Source organism: Pseudomonas sp. LD120, from assembly GCF_009861525.1.
In the GTDB taxonomy this organism is placed as follows: Bacteria; Pseudomonadota; Gammaproteobacteria; order Pseudomonadales; family Pseudomonadaceae; genus Aquipseudomonas.
This window is the reverse complement of the sequence record NZ_WVHL01000005.1, coordinates 2,789,554-2,806,170: the sequence shown is the minus strand read 5'-3', so window position 1 is coordinate 2,806,170 and position 16,617 is coordinate 2,789,554. Positions and strand designations below refer to the sequence as shown.

Below are 16,617 nucleotides of genomic sequence, written 5' to 3'. Positions count from 1 at the left end.
AATACAATTGAAAAACAAATGTCTCTCTATAAATTCGCATTAAAAATTCGGTATCACCCCGCTGGCCCAACAACAGTATGCGATCCATAAACCCCACCTGCCCAACAGTGGGTCAACGGTTTACTGTGGCATTTCGGGCGAGCAGTTCCACGGCAGTAGCGCCTCGTAGTCCTTTACTGACGAGGCATGCGGCAGCCACTCTAGTACGTGGCGCAGCCACGTATAGGGCTCTTGGCCGTTGACCTTGGCGGTCTCGACCAGGCTGTAGATCTTCGCGCTGGCAGTGGCGCCGTTGACGGTATCGCTGAACAACCAGGCCTTGCGCCCGATGACAAACGGCTTGATCGCTCTTTCGGCCGTGTTGTTGTCGATGGGCAAATAACCCGCTTCGACATAACGTTCCAGTCGGCTCCAGTTATTCGCCAGATAATGCACCGCCTTGCCTAGTGCACTTTGCGGCGTCACCTGGGATTGGGTTTTATCCAGCCAGACTTTCATCTGCCCCGAGATCGGCAGGCTCTTTTCCTGGCGAGCGATAAACCGCTGTTCATCGTCGGCTTTCTTAAGTTCACGCTCGATGCCGTACAGCTTGTTGATCATCGTCAGCGCGATATCGGCCCGTCCGGTTTTACCCTTGGGCTGCACTTTTTGCGCGTCCACGAACTTGCGTCGTGCATGGGCCATGCACGCCAAGCGCTCCACACCCGATTGCAATGCCAAGGCGTTATAGCCGCCGTAATCATCGGTCATGACATAGCCACGGTAATTTTCCAGCAGACGCAGTGGCTCTTCCTGAGCGCGGCTGGACGTGTAGTCAAACAACACGACTTTGCGATCGGGTGGGCCGCTGGCTTGTACCCACATCCAGGATTGGCGGGTCGGGTCTCGATCCGGTTCCTTGAGGACCTGAACGCTGGTTTCATCGCAGTGGATGACCGGACTTTCCAGTAACCGATCACGCATCAGATTCAGCAGCGGTTGGAAGTGTTCGCTGCACTGGATAATCCAGCGAGCCAGCGTTTACCGAGGGATCTCGATGCCGTGTCGGCTGCGTTTACTGAGGTCGCTGCAATGCGCTAGCAGATAACGTTGAGCGGGCACAACGTTGCTCAGCAGTTGATGCTCTAGTTCCAGCGCTTGAACTGATAATGGAACGATGTAAGGAGGAATATTTGCGGCCTGCCGCCCAGACTTTCACATCTCGCTCTGCAGCTGTTTCACGATTTCGGGCGGTATGACCCACAAACGATTCTCCGGATCAAACCGATCAGGTGTAGCCTGGCGCAGTTCACCTGTGCGGACACCGGTCAGCAGCAACAACTGAAGGCCAAGCCGAGTTTGATTAGCCCTACCGTAGCCTTGGATTGCCGCCAATAACGCTGGCAGCTCGTGCATACGCAAGAATGGATTATTCGCAACAGACGGTTTGGGCAATGCGACAACATCAAGATCCGAGGCTGGGTTCTGCTCGCCCCCCTCAACCTTAACCAGTGCATATCGGAACAGTTGATTAAACCAGGTGCGACATTTTTCGGCAGTGGTCAACGCCTTACGTCGCTCAATTCTGCCTAGCACATCCAACAAATCATGACGGTTGATGTCGAAAATCGAGCGTAAACCCAGAGTTGGCAGAATGTCTTTATTAAAAGTTCTCAATATCTGAGAGAGCGTGCTCTGTCGGCCCTCCTTCAGGCTAAGCCTGCGGAACTCAATCCACTGTTCAAACACTCCCTCAAAGGTATGTTCTTGCGCACCGAGCGCAGCACGTCGTCGTTGCTTACGGTCTTCAAGGGGATTGACGCCATGGGCAACCAAAGCACGTGCCTCATCACGCTGCGCACGTGCTTCTTTCAGGCTGATTTGCGGATAGCCGCCCAAGGACATGCGCTTCTGCTTGCCCGCCCAATAATACCTGTAATGCCAGATCTTGCTGCCACGAGCTGTTACGTTGAGCGCAAGCCCATCAGTGTCGCCGAGAGAATAATCATGACCGGTGATTCGGGCTTGCCGAACGGCCATATCCGAGAGTGCCATCGTGAGCGCCTGAACAGAGTCAGGGGCCGGATGCTCATCTCGATGCTCGCACCGCTCCAGCAACAAACCGATTCAGCGCTTGCCCGAATTCAAGCCTTTTTACAGGGACTCAATTCTGGACTTAAAAGCACTGGATGGTGCTGGATTTCAGTGGAACCCGCCTGAACGAAAAAAGGACCCGAAGGTCCTGATTTCAATGGCTTACAGAATTCTGTGGAACTCTGCAGCACTGTATTTGGAGCGGGAAACGAGACTCGAACTCGCGACCCCGACCTTGGCAAGGTCGTGCTCTACCAACTGAGCTATTCCCGCGTCGTCTTGGTGGTGCGCATTCTATAGAAATCAGAATGCGCGTCAAGCCTTTGATTCAAAAAAAGTTATTTTTTTTCGTTATCGATTTTCAGATGCGGCCAGGCAGCCCGCAGGTACTGCAGCATCGACCACAACGTCAGCCCCGCCGCAACCAGCAGCAAGGCATACCCCACCAGCACCCAGAAGCTGAAATCCGATGGATTGGCCAGGAGGATCACCAGCGCCAGCATCTGCGCCGCGGTTTTCCATTTGCCCATGTTGGACACCGCCACTTGGGCTCGGGCGCCCAGTTCAGCCATCCATTCGCGCAAAGCTGATACAACGATCTCGCGACCAATGATCACCACGGCCGGCAAGGTCAGCCACAGATTGCCGTGCTCCTGCACCAGCAGCACCAGGGCTACCGCGACCATCAGCTTGTCGGCCACCGGATCGAGAAACGCGCCAAATGGCGTGCTCTGCTCCAGGCGCCGCGCCAAGTATCCGTCCAGCCAATCCGTGGCGGCCGCGAAGGCGAATACTGAACTGGCCGCCATGTAGCTCCAGCTATAAGGCAAATAGAACAGCAATATGAAAATCGGAATGAGCAGAACGCGTAGAACGGTAATCAGATTAGGGATATTCATCGGCACAACTGGCTACGAGGTGATTGAGCATTCTACTCGCTGTGCAGATTTGCATAAATCAACTCTGCGAGCTTTTTACTGATTCCCGGCGCTTTGGCAATCTCGTCGATGCTGGCACGGGACAGTTCTTGCAATCCACCAAAATGTTTAAGGAGGTCACGCCGACGCTTCGGCCCGACGCCCGCCACCCCTTCAAGGGTCGAGGTGCGCCGGGTCTTGCCACGTCGCGCGCGGTGACCGGTGATCGCGAAGCGGTGTGCCTCATCGCGAATTTGCTGGATCAGGTGCAGCGCCGGTGAGTCGCCCTTGAGGGTGAATTCATGGGCCGCGTCATTCAGGTACAGGGTTTCAAAGCCGGCCTTGCGGGTTGTGCCCTTGGCCACGCCCAGAAGAATCAGGTCCGGCACTGCCAGCTCATTGAGCACGTCTCTCGCCATGGACAACTGCCCCTTGCCGCCATCCACCAAAAGAATATCCGGCAGCTTGCCTTCGCCGTCCTTGAGCTTGCTGAAGCGCCGGGTCAAGGCCTGATGCATGGCCGCATAGTCGTCGCCAGCGGTAACGCCTTCGATGTTGTAACGGCGGTAATCGGATTTCAGCGGCCCTTCCGGTCCGAACACCACGCAGGAGGCCACAGTGGCTTCGCCGCTGGAGTGGCTGATGTCGTAGCACTCCAGGCGCTGCGGTGGCTCTTCCAGGTTCAGTACCTCGGCCAGGGCCTCAAACCGTGCGGCCACGTGCTGACGGTTGGCCAAACGCGCGCTCAATGCCTGCTCGGCGTTGGTTACGGCCAATTGCTGCCAACGGGCGCGTGTGCCACGAACCCGATGGCTGATGGTCAGCTCACGGCCGCGCAATTCGTCGATGGCGGCAATCAGGCTCGGAAAGTCCTCATGGACCACATTGACGATCAGCTCGGCCGGCAGGTCGCGCTCAGGGCTGCTGATAAAGTACTGACCGAGAAAGGCCGACATGACTTGCGCCACGTCTTCCTCGATGCCGACCTGGGGAAAGAAGTTCTTGCTGCCCAGCACCCGCCCGCCACGCACGCTGATCAGGTGCACACAGGCGCCGCCCGGATTGACGAAGGCCGCGACCACATCCACATCACCAGTGCCGCCTTCCATGCTCTGCTGATCCTGAACCCTGCGCAGCAGGGAAATCTGGTCCCGCAGTTGGGCAGCGCTCTCAAAGTCCAGGGTACTGGCGGCCATTTCCATGGCGCTGGAAAGCTCATCGGTCAGCGCATTGCTGCGCCCTTCCAGGAACATCACCGAGTGGCGCACGTCTTCGGCATAGACCTCGGGCTCCACCAGGCCGACGCAAGGCGCCTTGCAGCGCTTGATCTGGTATTGCAGGCAAGGCCGCGTACGGTTCTTGTAATAGCTGTCCTCGCACTGGCGGACCATGAAGGTCTTCTGCAACAGGCTGAGGCTTTCACGAATGGCACCCGCACTGGGATAAGGACCGAAGTACTTGCCCTTCTGCTTCTTTGCCCCGCGGTGGATACTCAAGCGCGGAAAGTCACCGTCCGACAGGAACACATAGGGATAGGACTTATCGTCACGCAGGAGGATGTTGTAGGGCGGTCGCCATTCCTTGATCAGCGTCTGCTCCAGCAGCAGCGCTTCGGTTTCGTTGGCGGTGATGGTGGTTTCAATCTGCGCGATCCGCGCCACCAGGGCAGCGGTCTTCGGTGCCTGGCCGGTCTTGCGGAAATAACTGGACAGGCGGTTCTTCAGATTCTTGGCTTTGCCGACGTAGAGCAAGCGTGCATCGCTGTCGAACATGCGATACACACCGGGGCGGCCACTGCAGGTAGAAAGAAAAGCGCTGGGATCAAACAGGTCGGTCATTTCAGAGGCTGGCATCGACCATGCCATGACGAACCGCCAGCAGCGTCAATTCAACATCGCTGCTGATCGACAGCTTCTCGAAAATACGATAACGATAGGTGTTCACGGTTTTCGGCGACAAACACAGCTTGTCGGAGATGATCTGCACTTTCTGGCAGCCAACAATCATCAATGCGATCTGGATCTCCCGCTCCGACAAGGCGTCGAAGGGAGAGTCACTGGAAGGCTGGAATGATTTGAACACCAGTTGCTGGGCAATCTGCGGGCTGATGTAGCGCTGACCGGCAAACACCAGGCGAATCGCCTGGACCATTTCGTTGAGGCCCGCGCCCTTGGTCAGGTAACCCGCCGCGCCGGCTTGCAGCAAACGGGTCGGGAACGGATCTTCCTCGCACACGGTCACCGCCACGACCTTGATGTCCGGATGACTGCGCAGCAGTTTGCGCGTGGCTTCAAGACCGCCAATTCCCGGCATCTTGACGTCCATCAAGACCACATCGGGCTTCAATTCCCGCGCCTTGAGCAGGGACTCCTCTCCGGACTCCGCCTGCCCGACTACTTGCAGGCCATCGATGTCAGCCAACATTCGTGTAATGCCCATACGAACGAGATCATGGTCATCGACTACTAGCACCCTAATCAAGCAGACACCTCACGATATGGTCTTTAAAGGATGCCGGACACCTTAGCAAAAAAGCGCCGTACAAACCTAATCACAAGCGCTATAAAAAAAACATCGGCAGGCGATAAGACAAGCCGTTTGCCAGATGCCGCAAACCTCTCAAGCGCCGCGCCCAATCGCTGCGGGGGTTTTGTACCGGACAGACCGGAAAACTCGCCTTCCAAGCAGGTTCTGAACGTTCACAATGACCTTGCGTATTAGCGCCGGCCATGATCGATTGACGCTCAATTATTCTGGTCGCCTTCAAGGTCTACCGCCGTCGCGCGCTCCATGCGCCAGAAGCAGTCATCCTCGCCCACCACCCGTAGCCCGGCCCGCTCGTACAAGCGCTGTGCCGGGTTGCCCTTGAACACCGTCAAGCGCAAGAGCCCGCGCCGCTCCTGGCGGGCCATCTGCAGCACCCGCTGCAAGGTCCAGGCTCCAGCGCCCCTGTCACGCGACGCCTGCAGCACATGCAGCTCACGGATATACAACGCACGCAGATCACGGCTCAGGCTGACAAAACCCAGCACCTGCGAGCCCTGGCAAATCAGTAGATTCTCACGCCCGGTCCATGCCACATCAAAGGCGTCATCGAGCCACAGCAGATCATTGCGGATGTAATAACCCAGCATGCTGGAACGGGTCAGGTCCCGGGCAAACACCAGGTCCGCGTCAGTAGCCGGGCGCAGTTCAAATGCAGCCATCACCGCACAATCACTGCGTCGGCCTGCCATTGCCCCGCAGTGCGCCGGGCGATCAACAGCGCCTCGCCGCCCCCCTCGATAGCCGCAAGCAACTGGCCATGAGCATCCCAAATGGCGCTGCGCCCGGCACAAGCCCAGCCACCGCTGGGGCCACCATGGTTAGCCATCAGCACCAGGATTGCGTGGTCGCGGGCGTACCCTTGCAGCAATGCGCTATCAGCCGCGTAACCTCCCTCGCTGATCAGCGCCCCGGCGGCGTAGATCGACGCCCCGGCCTCCACCGCCGCCTGCACATGACCGGCATGGGAAAAGTCCGCACACACCGCCAAAGCCACGGTCTCACTGCCCAGGTTTAACGGCGCGCCACCACAACCTGCGGCAAAAAAGCGTGCCTCGCCGGCATGCAGATGCTGCTTGCTGTAGACCGTCAGCTCACCGTCGGCCTGCAACACCAAAGCGGCGATCAATACCGGACCATCGCTAGCCACTCGGATGGGCATGCCCACCACGGCCGTCAACCCCAGTTCTCGGGCCAAATCGCGCAGCGGTTGCAGCGTCGGCGAATCTGCTGTCAATGCCAGATCGGCGGCCAACTCGGGTTCATAGCCGGTCAAGGACAGCTCGGGAAACACCAGCAACTGCGTGCCCTGCTGCGCCGCCAACCGCATCAAATGCTGATGCCGAGCCAAATTCGCCGACACGTCGCCAGCAATAGACACCGATTGGGCGACAGCGAGGGTCAGCACGGTCATGGAGATTCCTTGGCGGGGCAACGAGGGAGAGCGGCGAGTGTGGCATAAATCCCGGCGCCGCTTAATCCATCGCCCGAGACAATAACGTCCATAGAAATTACTGATTGAATCGCGGACCTGGCCTCTAGTAAGCTCGCTCCACTTCACGGAGAAAACCCATGTTGTCCCAGACCCTTTCCCTGCATCGTCACACCGCCAACGCACTGCGTTCGGTTGCGGCTGCCCGGGTCAATGACAACGGCGCTCCGGTCAACTTTTATTTTGGGTATTGGTTTAGCCACTGGCGCGCCTGATACCCAACCGGCGCCCACTTAAACGGGTCGCCCACCAGAGATTTCTCAACCCCCGGTCGGCCTCCCGACCGGGGGTTTGTTTTTTCAGGCTCAATGTTTTTAACCGATTTTTTTGCAACACACCGAACTGACTGAGGATTGCCCCCCATGAACTACGCCACCTATTACCGCTACGACATGTTTTCCGCCTGGCGATTTAGCAGCCTCCGCTCGGGACAGCCTGCCGCCTCCGATCGGTCACCTACCGGTGGCAATTGCACACTGATGGCCAGTACGGCCAATTGTCGAACACCCCAGTAGGGCCGCGCGCGGGCCATGCCCCGCCGCCGCCCAGGAAGACCGAACATGAACTCGTCCGTATCCGCTCTGCCCCTGTCCGCTCACATCAGCGCCAATGAACCCCTGACCCGGCGCCTGCCCAGCTCCCTGGAGCTCAAGCAGCAACTGCCGCTGTCCCTGGCCCTGAACCAACAAGTCACCAACCACCGCCTGGCGGTGCGCGCCATTCTCGAAGGTCGCGACCCACGCCTGCTGGTCGTCGTCGGCCCCTGCTCCATCCACGACCCGCAATCGGCCCTGGAATACGCCGCCAACCTGGCCCACCTGGCCGAAGAGGTGAGCGACCAGATGCTCCTGGTGATGCGCGCCTACGTGGAAAAACCGCGCACCACCGTCGGCTGGAAAGGCCTGGCCTACGACCCGCGCCTGGATGGCAGCGACGACATGGCCGGCGGCCTGAGCCTGTCCCGGGAGCTGATGCGCGAGATGCTGCGCCTGGGCCTGCCGATCGCCACCGAGCTGCTGCAACCCATGGCCGCCGGCTACTTCGACGACCTGCTGAGCTGGGTGGCCATCGGCGCTCGCACCACTGAGTCGCAGATCCACCGCGAGATGGCCAGCGGCCTGGAGATGCCCGTGGGCTTCAAGAACGGCACCGACGGCGGCGTCGCCATTGCCTGTGACGCCATGCGTTCGGCGGCCCATCCGCACCGTCACTTCGGCGTCGACAGCCAGGGCCACCCGGCGCTCATCCAGACCCCGGGCAACCCCGACACCCACCTGGTGCTGCGCGGCGGCCATCGCGGGCCGAACTACGATCGCCAGAGCGTGGCCCAGGTCCAGCGCGACCTGCACAAGCTGAAGATCCCGGCGCGGATCATGGTCGATTGCAGCCACGCCAACAGCGGCAAGGACCCCTTGCGCCAGCCCGCGGTGTTCAACGAGGTCCTGGAGCAGCGCCTGCAGGGCGATCGCTCACTGATGGGCGTGATGCTGGAAAGCCACCTGTTCGAAGGCTGCCAGCCCCTGAGCGGCCAGCTGCGCTACGGCGTCTCGGTGACCGACGGCTGCCTGGGCTGGGCCGCCACCGAACAATTGCTGCGCAGCGGCGCCCAGCAACTGCGGACACGCTAAGCACCTCTGCCGCTGCCGCAGGCTACGAACGGGCGGCGCGGCAGTGCGCTGAAGGGCCGCGGCGTTCTTGAGGCCGTCGCGGGTTCGGCGGGCGATCGCCAGGCAAGTCCTGCTGACCTTTGCGCAGCCTCGCGGGCTCGGCAGCACCTACAGGATGCGCAATCGCAGGGATCGAGGTGGCTTCTTGTAGCCACTGCCGCAGGCTGCGAACGGGCTGCGCGGGAGACGCGGGAGACGCGGGAGACGCGGGAGACGCAGGGATTTTTAACGGTTCTGGAGGTTCGCGGGAGGCCGGCAGGCAAATCAGCACCAGCCTCCAGAGCCCCCAGCCAGCGGCACGCAGTGAGGCCACTAAACAGAGTCGGTCAAGACATAGGGTTGCGGTTGATACACCAACAGGTCACCAGGCTGGCAGCTCAAGTAGCGACAAATGGCTTCAAGGGTACTGAGGCGAACCCCCTTGACCTTGCCTTGCTTCAACAAGGACAGGTTTTGTTCGTTGATACCAATCGCTGCGGCAAGGTCTTTTGACTTCACCTTGCGCTTCGCCAGCATCACATCCAACTCAATAATGATCGACATGAAGTGACCTTATACAAAAGTTTGATTTTCAGAGTCGACTTCACTTGCACGCAACAGAATCCGGGCTATCACAGCAATACATCCGGCGAGGAAAAGAGCGACAAAATCGGCAGGCGTGAAGCTGACGGTAAAAAGGTGCTCGCCAGATGGTGCGTGCAGGGTCACCAGCATGCTCAGTAGCGGCGTGCATATAAAACCCGAAACCACCCAAAGCACGACCCCACGCCCCACTTTCCCCAAATGAACGGCAGCGCTGCTGGAAAAGTATTCGCCATGGGCATATCCCTGAAACAGCCGACGCAGGTGATTCAAGCCACTGGCCAAAGCAATCAAAGGCACACTGGAGATCAAGATCGCCCCCGATACTTGCCACCACGCAAGCGTCTCAAGTCTTACAGCAAGCTGGGTAAGCATCACCCCGCTTAGAGAAAACCCCGCCCCCAACCCATCACTTGCCCCCAGCACCGGAAAGATCCACAGCGCGGCATTGAACACAAGCATGCATGTAATGAACACCAGCGTCAGAACAGCCATACGCTGGCTAAATTGAGCGAGAGGATTAAGGGACATCGGCTTGCCTCATGAGTGATTGAGGCGCCAACAATACAAATAAAATTATCGTAAAACAATAATTTTTATACGTAAAATACCAATTAATCATATTTTCCAATCATCCCCACTGCAGAGCACCCTTAGACTGGGATGGCGACCTCAATGGTTGTGCGCACCCGCTTCGGGCCAGGCCAATAGGCAATGATGACGATGGGGAACCCCGTAACGAACGGGCTGATCGCTGCGAGCGATCTTGCGCAACGAGGTATATGGACGACATGGGGCTTTACCCACCACAACAAAATCCTGGCTATCCGTGGAAGGACGCTAAGATGCGCACCTGCGCCCCAGTGGCAGTTTCAAGCATTCAAGGAGCCCCCATGCGACATCAGGACGACCACCCTTCCATCCCCCGCCGCCTGGCCTTTGCCCTGCTGGGTGCCCTGGCCCTCAGCGCCTGCTCCCCCAGCGATCACAGCAGCAGCGCTGTGGCCCTCGGCGGCGCCCAGGGCAAAGCCGGTGCGCAATTGGCCTACGAACATGAACTGACCCTGTCCCTGCCGGGCGAACAGATCGGCCCGCGTCTGGCGCAAACCCGCGAAGCCTGTGAGAAAGCCCGGTTCGGTGCCTGCAACATCCTGCGTCTGGAACAGGGCAAGTACCGCGCCCAGGCAGTGCTGCGCATCGTCCCGGACGGGGTCGAGCCGATCGTCGAGCAAGCGTCCCGGGGCGCGGAGCTGGGCGAGCGCATCACCACGGCCGAAGACCTGGCCGATGCGGTGGCTGATGTGCAGCGCCAACAGCAGCGGCTCAAGGCCCAGCAGCAACGCCTGGATGAACTGGCGGCGCGCAAGGACATCAGCGTCAGCGACTTGATCGCCTTGAGCAGGGAACAGGCAGGAATCGAGAACGACCTGCAAGCCCTGGCCCAGACCGCTGCCGGCCAGCAACGCCGGCTGGACACCAATCGCCTGACCCTGAACTTCGTGCCCAGCGACGGCAGCAAACGCGACTCAAGCCTCAAGCGCGCGTTCAGCAACCTGCTGGACAATCTGGCCGATGGCACTGCCGAAGCCCTGGAGAAAGGCAGCTACGTGCTGCCCTTCGTGATCCTGGCCTTCCCCCTCGTGCTGCTATGGGTATGGCTGTGGCGCAAGTTCGTCCGCCGTCGCCCCTGACCAGGCCGTGGGAGCCGGGCGGTCAGGCTTGCAGCGCCAGTTGCAGGCGCTCCAGGCCAATGCCGAAGCCAGCACCCTGGCGATAGGCCCCGGCTCCCACCACTTGTTGCTGTGCGCCCAGGCGCGGGCAACGCACTTCGAAGCCCTCGCCGTTGAGGTAGTAGGTCAGGCCACGCTTGACCCCGAGGTTGAGCTCATAGTCCAGGCCCAGTGAATCGAGAAAACCCACGCACAACTGGCGTGCCTGCTCCAGGGCCCGCTGCGGGTCGGGACCGAGGATCTCCAGGCCCAATTGGGTGAACTCGCGGTAGCGCCCGGCTTGCGGGCGCTCGTAGCGATAGCAGCGGGCAACATAGAAGAACGCCGCCTGCTCACGCCCCGCCAGCAGTTGGTCGGCCGTTTCCTGGAACAGCGCGGTGGCTTCCGGGATCAGGCAGCAGGGCCGTCCGGCCTTGTCGTTGAAGGCCCACATCTGGCCGATGACTTCGCTGCCGCCGGCCTTTTCGATAAAGGTGTCCTGGCCCCACAGCGCCGGGACAATGACTTCTTCAGCACCCGCTTCGATGAAGCCAGCTCCGGAAGCGTCCTTCCAGGGTGCGCAGGGCGGCGGCTTGCGGGCCGGCGATGATACGGGTGCCACGGAGCATGGTCATGGGTGTTTCCTCTTGGTTTTTGACAGGCCATAAAAAAGGCGCCTTGCAGGGCGCCTTGGTTTTTTTCATCGTTGGTCAGTGATCGCGTTCTCTCGATAACTGACCGCTCGACGCGCACACGCGACCACGGCCCCGAAGGTGAGGTCGATGGTGATGGAGGCGGGAGTCGAGGCGGAAAAAATTCATGGCGCATCCTGCCACGCCGCCAGGGCGCCTGACAAGCCAGACACTCACCGCAGGAACCGGCTTGCCGGCGGACAGGCCGTTGAATTTTGCGTTGCCATTGAGTGCGCCTTCGCTGGCAAGCCAACACCTACCGCAGGCAGGCATACCGTGCAGCCGTTCGGGGTTACAGCGACCGTTGCAGGCAGCGCTGGTAGCGTTCGTCGACGCGCTTGGCGAACCAGGCGGTGGTCAGTTGGCGGGTGATCTTCGGGCTCTTGAGTTCGATGCCCGGCAACTGCTGGCGTGGCACGGGGCGGCCCGCCGCGCGATCGGCCAGAGTAAACACCTGGCGGTACAGCTCGGTCTGTGCGAAGTCCTGGCGGTCGCCCTTTTCCAACTGGGCGCGGATCTGCGGGTTGCGCAGCCCCAACTGCTTGCCCAAGGTACGCACCGCCCGTTCGGTGCTGCCGGGCAGGAGCGAGTCGTAACGGATAAGATCGCCATCCAGGGCCAGCTTGATGCCGCTGAGGCGGCTCACCGCGGCCTGGAAGGCGGCATTGCGGCTGGCGTACCAGCCGGCATTGAAGTCGGCGAAGCGGTACAGCGGCTGCGGGTAGTCCACCGGGTAGCCCAACAGGTGGGCGGTGCCGAAGTACAGGCCGCCCCGGCGACTGAAGACCTCATGACGGATCGAGCCCTGCAGCGCATAGGGATAGTCCTGGGCATGCTTTTCGGCAAACGCGATGCTGACCTGCATCGGCCCGCCGGTGTGCACTGGATTGAAACCGCCAAACAGGGTCTGGCCCAAGGGCACCATGCCAGTGAAGTCATCGAAGATCGCACTCAGTTCCTTCTCGGTTCGGGCCTTGGCCAGGCGCTGGCTGTAGGACTGGCCGTCCGCGCCGCGCACTTGCAGGGCGGCGCTGACCAGCAGCGCCGGCACATGCACCTTGGCCGCGCGGCGGTCGATTTCTTCCCGGGCGATGCGCCCCAGGCCCGGCACCGCCGGGTCGACCTGGAAGGTCGATTCCTGCTCGGTCACCGCCAGCACCGCGCATAGGTTGCTCTGACTCGGCTCCAGTCCCTGGGCGCTGAAGGTCACCTGGATATCCCGGGCCCAGCCCGGACGGTCGCTGACCTGGGACGGCAGCAGACGCAGGATCCGCGCCTGGGTCTGTTCCGGGGTCAGCGTCGGCGCCTGGGTGCCGTGCTGGCTGGCGCAACCGGCCAGCAACGACAGGCCCAGGAAGCCGCTGAGAAGACGAGGGGCAAGCATGGCGCTCCTTGAAATAACGGGGTGACGGCCGTGCCAGTAAAGCAGCGGCACGCGGCTTTCGACCAGCCAATGGCGGCTCTGTTCCCAAGCCCTCCCACTGCCGCAGGCTGCGAATGGTCTGCGCGGCAGTGCGCCGAAGGGGCGCGGGGTTCTTGAGGCCGCTGCGGGTTCGGCGGGAGATCGCCAGGCAAGGTCCTGCGGACCTTTGCGCTGCGAACGAACTGGGCAACATAGCGACGCTGGAGCCGCTCGATCCTGAGCATGCTGAAGAACTGCCGGGGGATTGCCCGCCTTGGCGCAGCCTCGCCAAGGCGAGGCTGCGGCTACAAGCTAAAATTCTTCTATTGCCGGTGTGGTCAGGTGTATTTTGATGGCCCCAACCCTCGACGCGGTGTCCCGAACGGATCTGACCCGACGCCCCCCCCCTCAATGGAGTGCCCCCTGGATGTTGACCCTGGATTTTCTGCTCACCAGCCTGATTGTCGTGCTGATTCCCGGCAGCGGCGTGATCCTGACCATTTCCACCGCCCTGGTGGCCGGCAAGCGCGCCAGCCTGTTCACCGCCATCGGCTGCACCGCCGGGATCGTCCCGCACTTGCTGGCCTCGACCCTTGGCCTATCGGCGATCCTGCACACCAGCGCCCTGGCCTTTCAGGGCCTGAAGTTCGCCGGGGTCGCCTATCTGCTGTACCTGGCCTATGCCACCTGGCGTGATCGCTCGGCCTTTGCCGTGGACAACAACGCGCTCAGCCACAGCGCCGGCGCGCTGGTGCTCAAGGCCTGCCTGCTGAATATCCTCAACCCCAAGCTGACGATTTTCTTCCTCGCTTTCCTGCCCCAGTTCATCGCCCACGACGGCAGCGACCCGATCCCGCAGATGCTGCTCCTGAGCGGCGTGTTCATGGCCATGACCTTCTTCGTGTTCGTGCTCTATGGCTTGCTGGCCAACCTGTTCCGCACCGCAGTGATCGAGTCGCCCAAGGTGCAGGGCTGGCTACGCCGCAGCTTTGCCGCCAGCTTTGCCGGCCTCGGTCTGAATCTGGCCTTCGCTCAGCGTTGACCCTGCGGCAGACGCCGCCCGCAGCCAGAGGCATGACGTTGATCTCCTAATGAGGGCAAACCCATGAACTGCAGCGACGTACTGATCATCGGCGCCGGCCCCACCGGCCTGGTCCTGGCGCTCTGGCTGCGCCAGCAAGGGGTCAAGGTACGGATCATCGATAAGACCCAGGGCCCGGGCACCACCTCACGGGCCCTGGCGGTACAGGCCCGGACCCTTGAACTGTATCGCCAACTGGACCTGACCCAGGCCATCGTCCAGCGGGGCTACCACGTTCCAGCGGTGAACCTCTGGGTCAGGGGCGAACAGGCCGCACAGTTGCCGTTCAACGCCATCGGCGAAGACCTGACACCCTACCCTTTCCTGCAAATCTTTCCCCAGGACGAACACGAGCAGTTGCTGATCGAACGCCTGGCGCTGCTCGGCGTCAGCGTCGAACGTGAAACCGAGCTGCTGGCCTTTACCGATCACGGCCACCTGATCAGCGCCCGCCTGCGCGGCCCCGACGGCCGCGAAGAACATTGTCAGGCGTTCTATATGGCCGGCTGTGACGGCGCCCACTCCACCGTACGCAAAACCCTGGGCACGGGCTTTCCTGGCGGCACCTACCAACAGGTGTTCTACGTCGCCGATGTCGAGGCCAGCGGGCCGAGCCTCGACGGCCAATTGCACGTAGACCTGGACGACGCCGACTTCCTCGCCGTATTCCCCCTGGCCCAAAGCGGCCGCGCGCGGCTGATCGGCACCGTGCGTGACGAGCGCGCCGAGCACCCGGAAAATCTGCGTTTCGAAGACGTCAGCCAACGCGCCATGCACCAGCTCAAGGTCGAAGTCAGCCAGGTCAACTGGTTTTCCACCTACAAGGTGCATCACCGGGTGGCCGAGCAGTTTCGCTGCGGCCGGGTGTTCCTGCTGGGCGATGCCGCCCACGTCCACAGCCCCGCCGGCGGCCAGGGCATGAACACCGGGATCGGCGACGCCATCAACCTGGCCTGGAAACTGGCAACGGTGCTCAAGGACAACAGCGCCGAAAGCCTGCTGGACAGCTATGAAATCGAACGCCTGGAGTTCGCCCGGCGCCTGGTGTCCACCACCGATCGGGTGTTCAGCCTCGCCACCGCCGACGGCCCGGGCGCCTACCTGGTACGCACCCGCCTGGCGCCCTTGCTGCTGCCAAAGATCGCCGCCTTCGACAGTGCCCGGGAGTTTCTGTTTCGCACCGTGTCGCAGCTCACCCTGAACTACCGGGGCATGCCCCTGAGCGCCGGCGGCGTCGGCCCGGTGCACGGTGGCGACCGCCTGCCCTGGGTGCGCGATGGTGAACACGACAACTTCGACAGCCTGGAGTACCTGGGTTGGCAGGTGCATGTCTACGGCGTCACCAGTGATGCCCTGCGCGACTGGTGCAGCGCGCACCAGGTGCCGTTGCGCACCTTCGACTGGCGCCCGGCCCATGCCGCCGCGGGGCTGGCGCGCAACGCCTTCTACCTGCTGCGCCCGGACACCTACGTGGCCCTGGCCGAGCGCTCGGCCGACCCGCGAGTGCTGGAGCGCTACTTCCGCGAACGGGATATCTCCCCGCAGAGCGCCGCCCCCTCCCTCAAGCCCCGATGAAAGGCTGCTTGATCTGCCCCCAGCGCCGGGCGAACTGCTCCGGCGTGGCCGCCGCGATCCGCTTCAGGTCCAGGGGGTAATCCACACCGGGGGCCTCCTGGGGGCGCCAGGCACTGAACTGGCCATTGCTGGCCCGCAGGATGTAGCCGCTGTCCTGGCACTGCTCGCTGACCAGAAACAGCACCCCCGGCGTCACCCAGTCCGGCTTGAGTTCCGGCGGCTCCTCGCTGATGCCCCACATGCGGGTCTTGGCCACCGGCGACACCGCGTTGACCCGGATCCCGTGCTCCGCCCCTTCCTGGCCCAGGGCATTCATGATCCCGACCTGGGCCATCTTGCCCGCGCAGTAGGCCAGCAGCCCCGGCTGGGCATATTCCGGGTACAGCGCACGGTCGGAGGTGGTCAGCAGCAGCCGCGGTGCGGCGGACTGCCGGAGATGGGGCCAGGCATGCCTGGCCAGCCAGATGGGCGCATACAGGTTGACCCCCAGCATGCGCTCGAGAAACCCGGCGTCGGTCTGCTCCAGCGCCTGGTAGCCCACCCAGCCGGCGTTGTGAATCAGGATATCCAGGCTGCCAAAGGCCTCCAGGGTGCGCTGCACCAGCCCCTGGCAACCGGCCTCGGTGCCCAGGTCGGCGGTGTCGGCCAGGGCCCTGGCACCGCTGGCCCGCAACGCCCGCGCCGCCTCATGGGCGACACTCTCATCCGCCCCGCTACCGCTGCCGTCGCTCCCGCAATCGCTGATCACCACCTGGGTACCACGACGGGCCAGAGCCCGTGCATAACTCAAGCCCAGGCCGCGCCCGGCGCCGGTGACAATAGCCGTTCTGCCGCTGAAATCCATGCTCTTCCCTCCTTTGTGAATTCCAGGGTAACAGCATGA

At 61.7% G+C, this 16,617-nt stretch carries 14 protein-coding genes, 1 tRNA gene and 2 pseudogenes; 4 read left to right on the top strand and 13 right to left on the bottom strand.

The window, feature by feature from the left end:
• Positions 1-120: 120 nt before the first annotated feature.
• The 8 genes and pseudogenes from PLD_RS27290 to PLD_RS27255 form a co-directional block, all read right to left on the bottom strand.
• Positions 121-1,050 (bottom strand): annotated as a pseudogene (locus PLD_RS27290) (IS66 family transposase); the annotation flags it as partial.
• A pseudogene (locus PLD_RS27285) lies at positions 1,051-2,034 on the bottom strand (tyrosine-type recombinase/integrase); the annotation flags it as partial.
• 236 nt (positions 2,035-2,270) lie between these two features.
• Positions 2,271-2,346 (bottom strand) — tRNA-Gly (locus PLD_RS27280).
• Positions 2,347-2,411: 65 nt separating this feature from the next.
• Entirely contained in the window at positions 2,412-2,972 is a 561-nt protein-coding gene (pgsA, locus tag PLD_RS27275; protein ID WP_159897808.1) for a CDP-diacylglycerol--glycerol-3-phosphate 3-phosphatidyltransferase, read from the bottom strand.
• 32 nt (positions 2,973-3,004) lie between these two features.
• Positions 3,005-4,828 carry an excinuclease ABC subunit UvrC gene (uvrC, locus tag PLD_RS27270; protein ID WP_159898222.1) on the bottom strand — a complete coding sequence of 608 codons (1,824 nt, stop codon included), beginning with the start codon at positions 4,826-4,828 and terminating at the stop codon, positions 3,005-3,007.
• A 1-nt stretch (position 4,829) separates the two neighbouring features.
• Positions 4,830-5,471 (bottom strand): UvrY/SirA/GacA family response regulator transcription factor, encoded by a 642-nt coding sequence (gene uvrY, locus PLD_RS27265; RefSeq protein ID WP_159897806.1) that lies wholly within the window; start codon positions 5,469-5,471, stop codon positions 4,830-4,832.
• A gap of 263 nt (positions 5,472-5,734) precedes the next feature.
• Entirely contained in the window at positions 5,735-6,196 is a 462-nt protein-coding gene (locus PLD_RS27260; protein WP_159897804.1) for an N-acetyltransferase, read from the bottom strand.
• Positions 6,196-6,948: a carbon-nitrogen hydrolase family protein gene (locus PLD_RS27255; RefSeq protein ID WP_159897802.1), complete on the bottom strand. Its 753-nt coding sequence runs from the start codon at positions 6,946-6,948 to the stop codon at positions 6,196-6,198. The genes PLD_RS27260 and PLD_RS27255 overlap by 1 nt, the downstream gene beginning before the upstream one ends.
• Before the next feature lie 638 nt (positions 6,949-7,586).
• Here PLD_RS27255 and PLD_RS27250 point away from each other — a divergent pair.
• Positions 7,587-8,654, top strand: coding sequence for a 3-deoxy-7-phosphoheptulonate synthase (locus PLD_RS27250; protein ID WP_159897800.1), 1,068 nt, complete (start codon positions 7,587-7,589; stop codon positions 8,652-8,654).
• Positions 8,655-9,005: 351 nt separating this feature from the next.
• Here the strand turns inward: PLD_RS27250 and PLD_RS27245 are convergent, their stop codons facing one another.
• Positions 9,006-9,236, bottom strand: a complete 231-nt coding sequence (locus PLD_RS27245) for a helix-turn-helix transcriptional regulator (RefSeq protein WP_159897798.1) — start codon at positions 9,234-9,236, stop codon at positions 9,006-9,008.
• A gap of 9 nt (positions 9,237-9,245) precedes the next feature.
• Positions 9,246-9,806 (bottom strand): DUF2975 domain-containing protein, encoded by a 561-nt coding sequence (locus PLD_RS27240; protein WP_159897796.1) that lies wholly within the window; start codon positions 9,804-9,806, stop codon positions 9,246-9,248.
• 362 nt (positions 9,807-10,168) lie between these two features.
• On the opposite strand from PLD_RS27240, the gene PLD_RS27235 reads away from it, so the two are divergent.
• Complete coding sequence (locus tag PLD_RS27235) at positions 10,169-10,966, top strand: DUF4349 domain-containing protein (protein WP_159897794.1); 798 nt, start codon at positions 10,169-10,171, stop codon at positions 10,964-10,966.
• Positions 10,967-10,988: 22 nt separating this feature from the next.
• Here PLD_RS27235 and PLD_RS27230 read toward each other — a convergent pair whose 3' ends face one another.
• Both PLD_RS27230 and PLD_RS27225 read right to left on the bottom strand, forming a co-directional pair.
• A complete protein-coding gene (locus PLD_RS27230; protein ID WP_159897792.1) occupies positions 10,989-11,606 on the bottom strand; it encodes an ATP phosphoribosyltransferase regulatory subunit in 618 nt (205 codons plus the stop codon).
• A gap of 362 nt (positions 11,607-11,968) precedes the next feature.
• The gene (locus tag PLD_RS27225) at positions 11,969-13,060 is read right to left on the bottom strand and encodes a DUF1615 domain-containing protein (protein WP_159897790.1); all 1,092 of its coding nucleotides are present in this window, start codon (positions 13,058-13,060) and stop codon (positions 11,969-11,971) included.
• 445 nt (positions 13,061-13,505) lie between these two features.
• On the opposite strand from PLD_RS27225, the gene PLD_RS27220 reads away from it, so the two are divergent.
• Both PLD_RS27220 and PLD_RS27215 read left to right on the top strand, forming a co-directional pair.
• Entirely contained in the window at positions 13,506-14,120 is a 615-nt protein-coding gene (locus PLD_RS27220; protein ID WP_159898221.1) for a LysE family translocator, read from the top strand.
• 63 nt (positions 14,121-14,183) lie between these two features.
• Entirely contained in the window at positions 14,184-15,734 is a 1,551-nt protein-coding gene (locus PLD_RS27215) for an FAD-dependent oxidoreductase (RefSeq protein WP_159897788.1), read from the top strand.
• On the opposite strand, the gene PLD_RS27210 is transcribed toward PLD_RS27215, so the two are convergent.
• Positions 15,721-16,578 (bottom strand): SDR family NAD(P)-dependent oxidoreductase, encoded by an 858-nt coding sequence (locus PLD_RS27210; RefSeq protein ID WP_159897786.1) that lies wholly within the window; start codon positions 16,576-16,578, stop codon positions 15,721-15,723. The two genes, PLD_RS27215 and PLD_RS27210, sit on opposite strands and share 14 nt — an antisense overlap.
• Between the last annotated feature and the right edge of the window lie 39 nt (positions 16,579-16,617).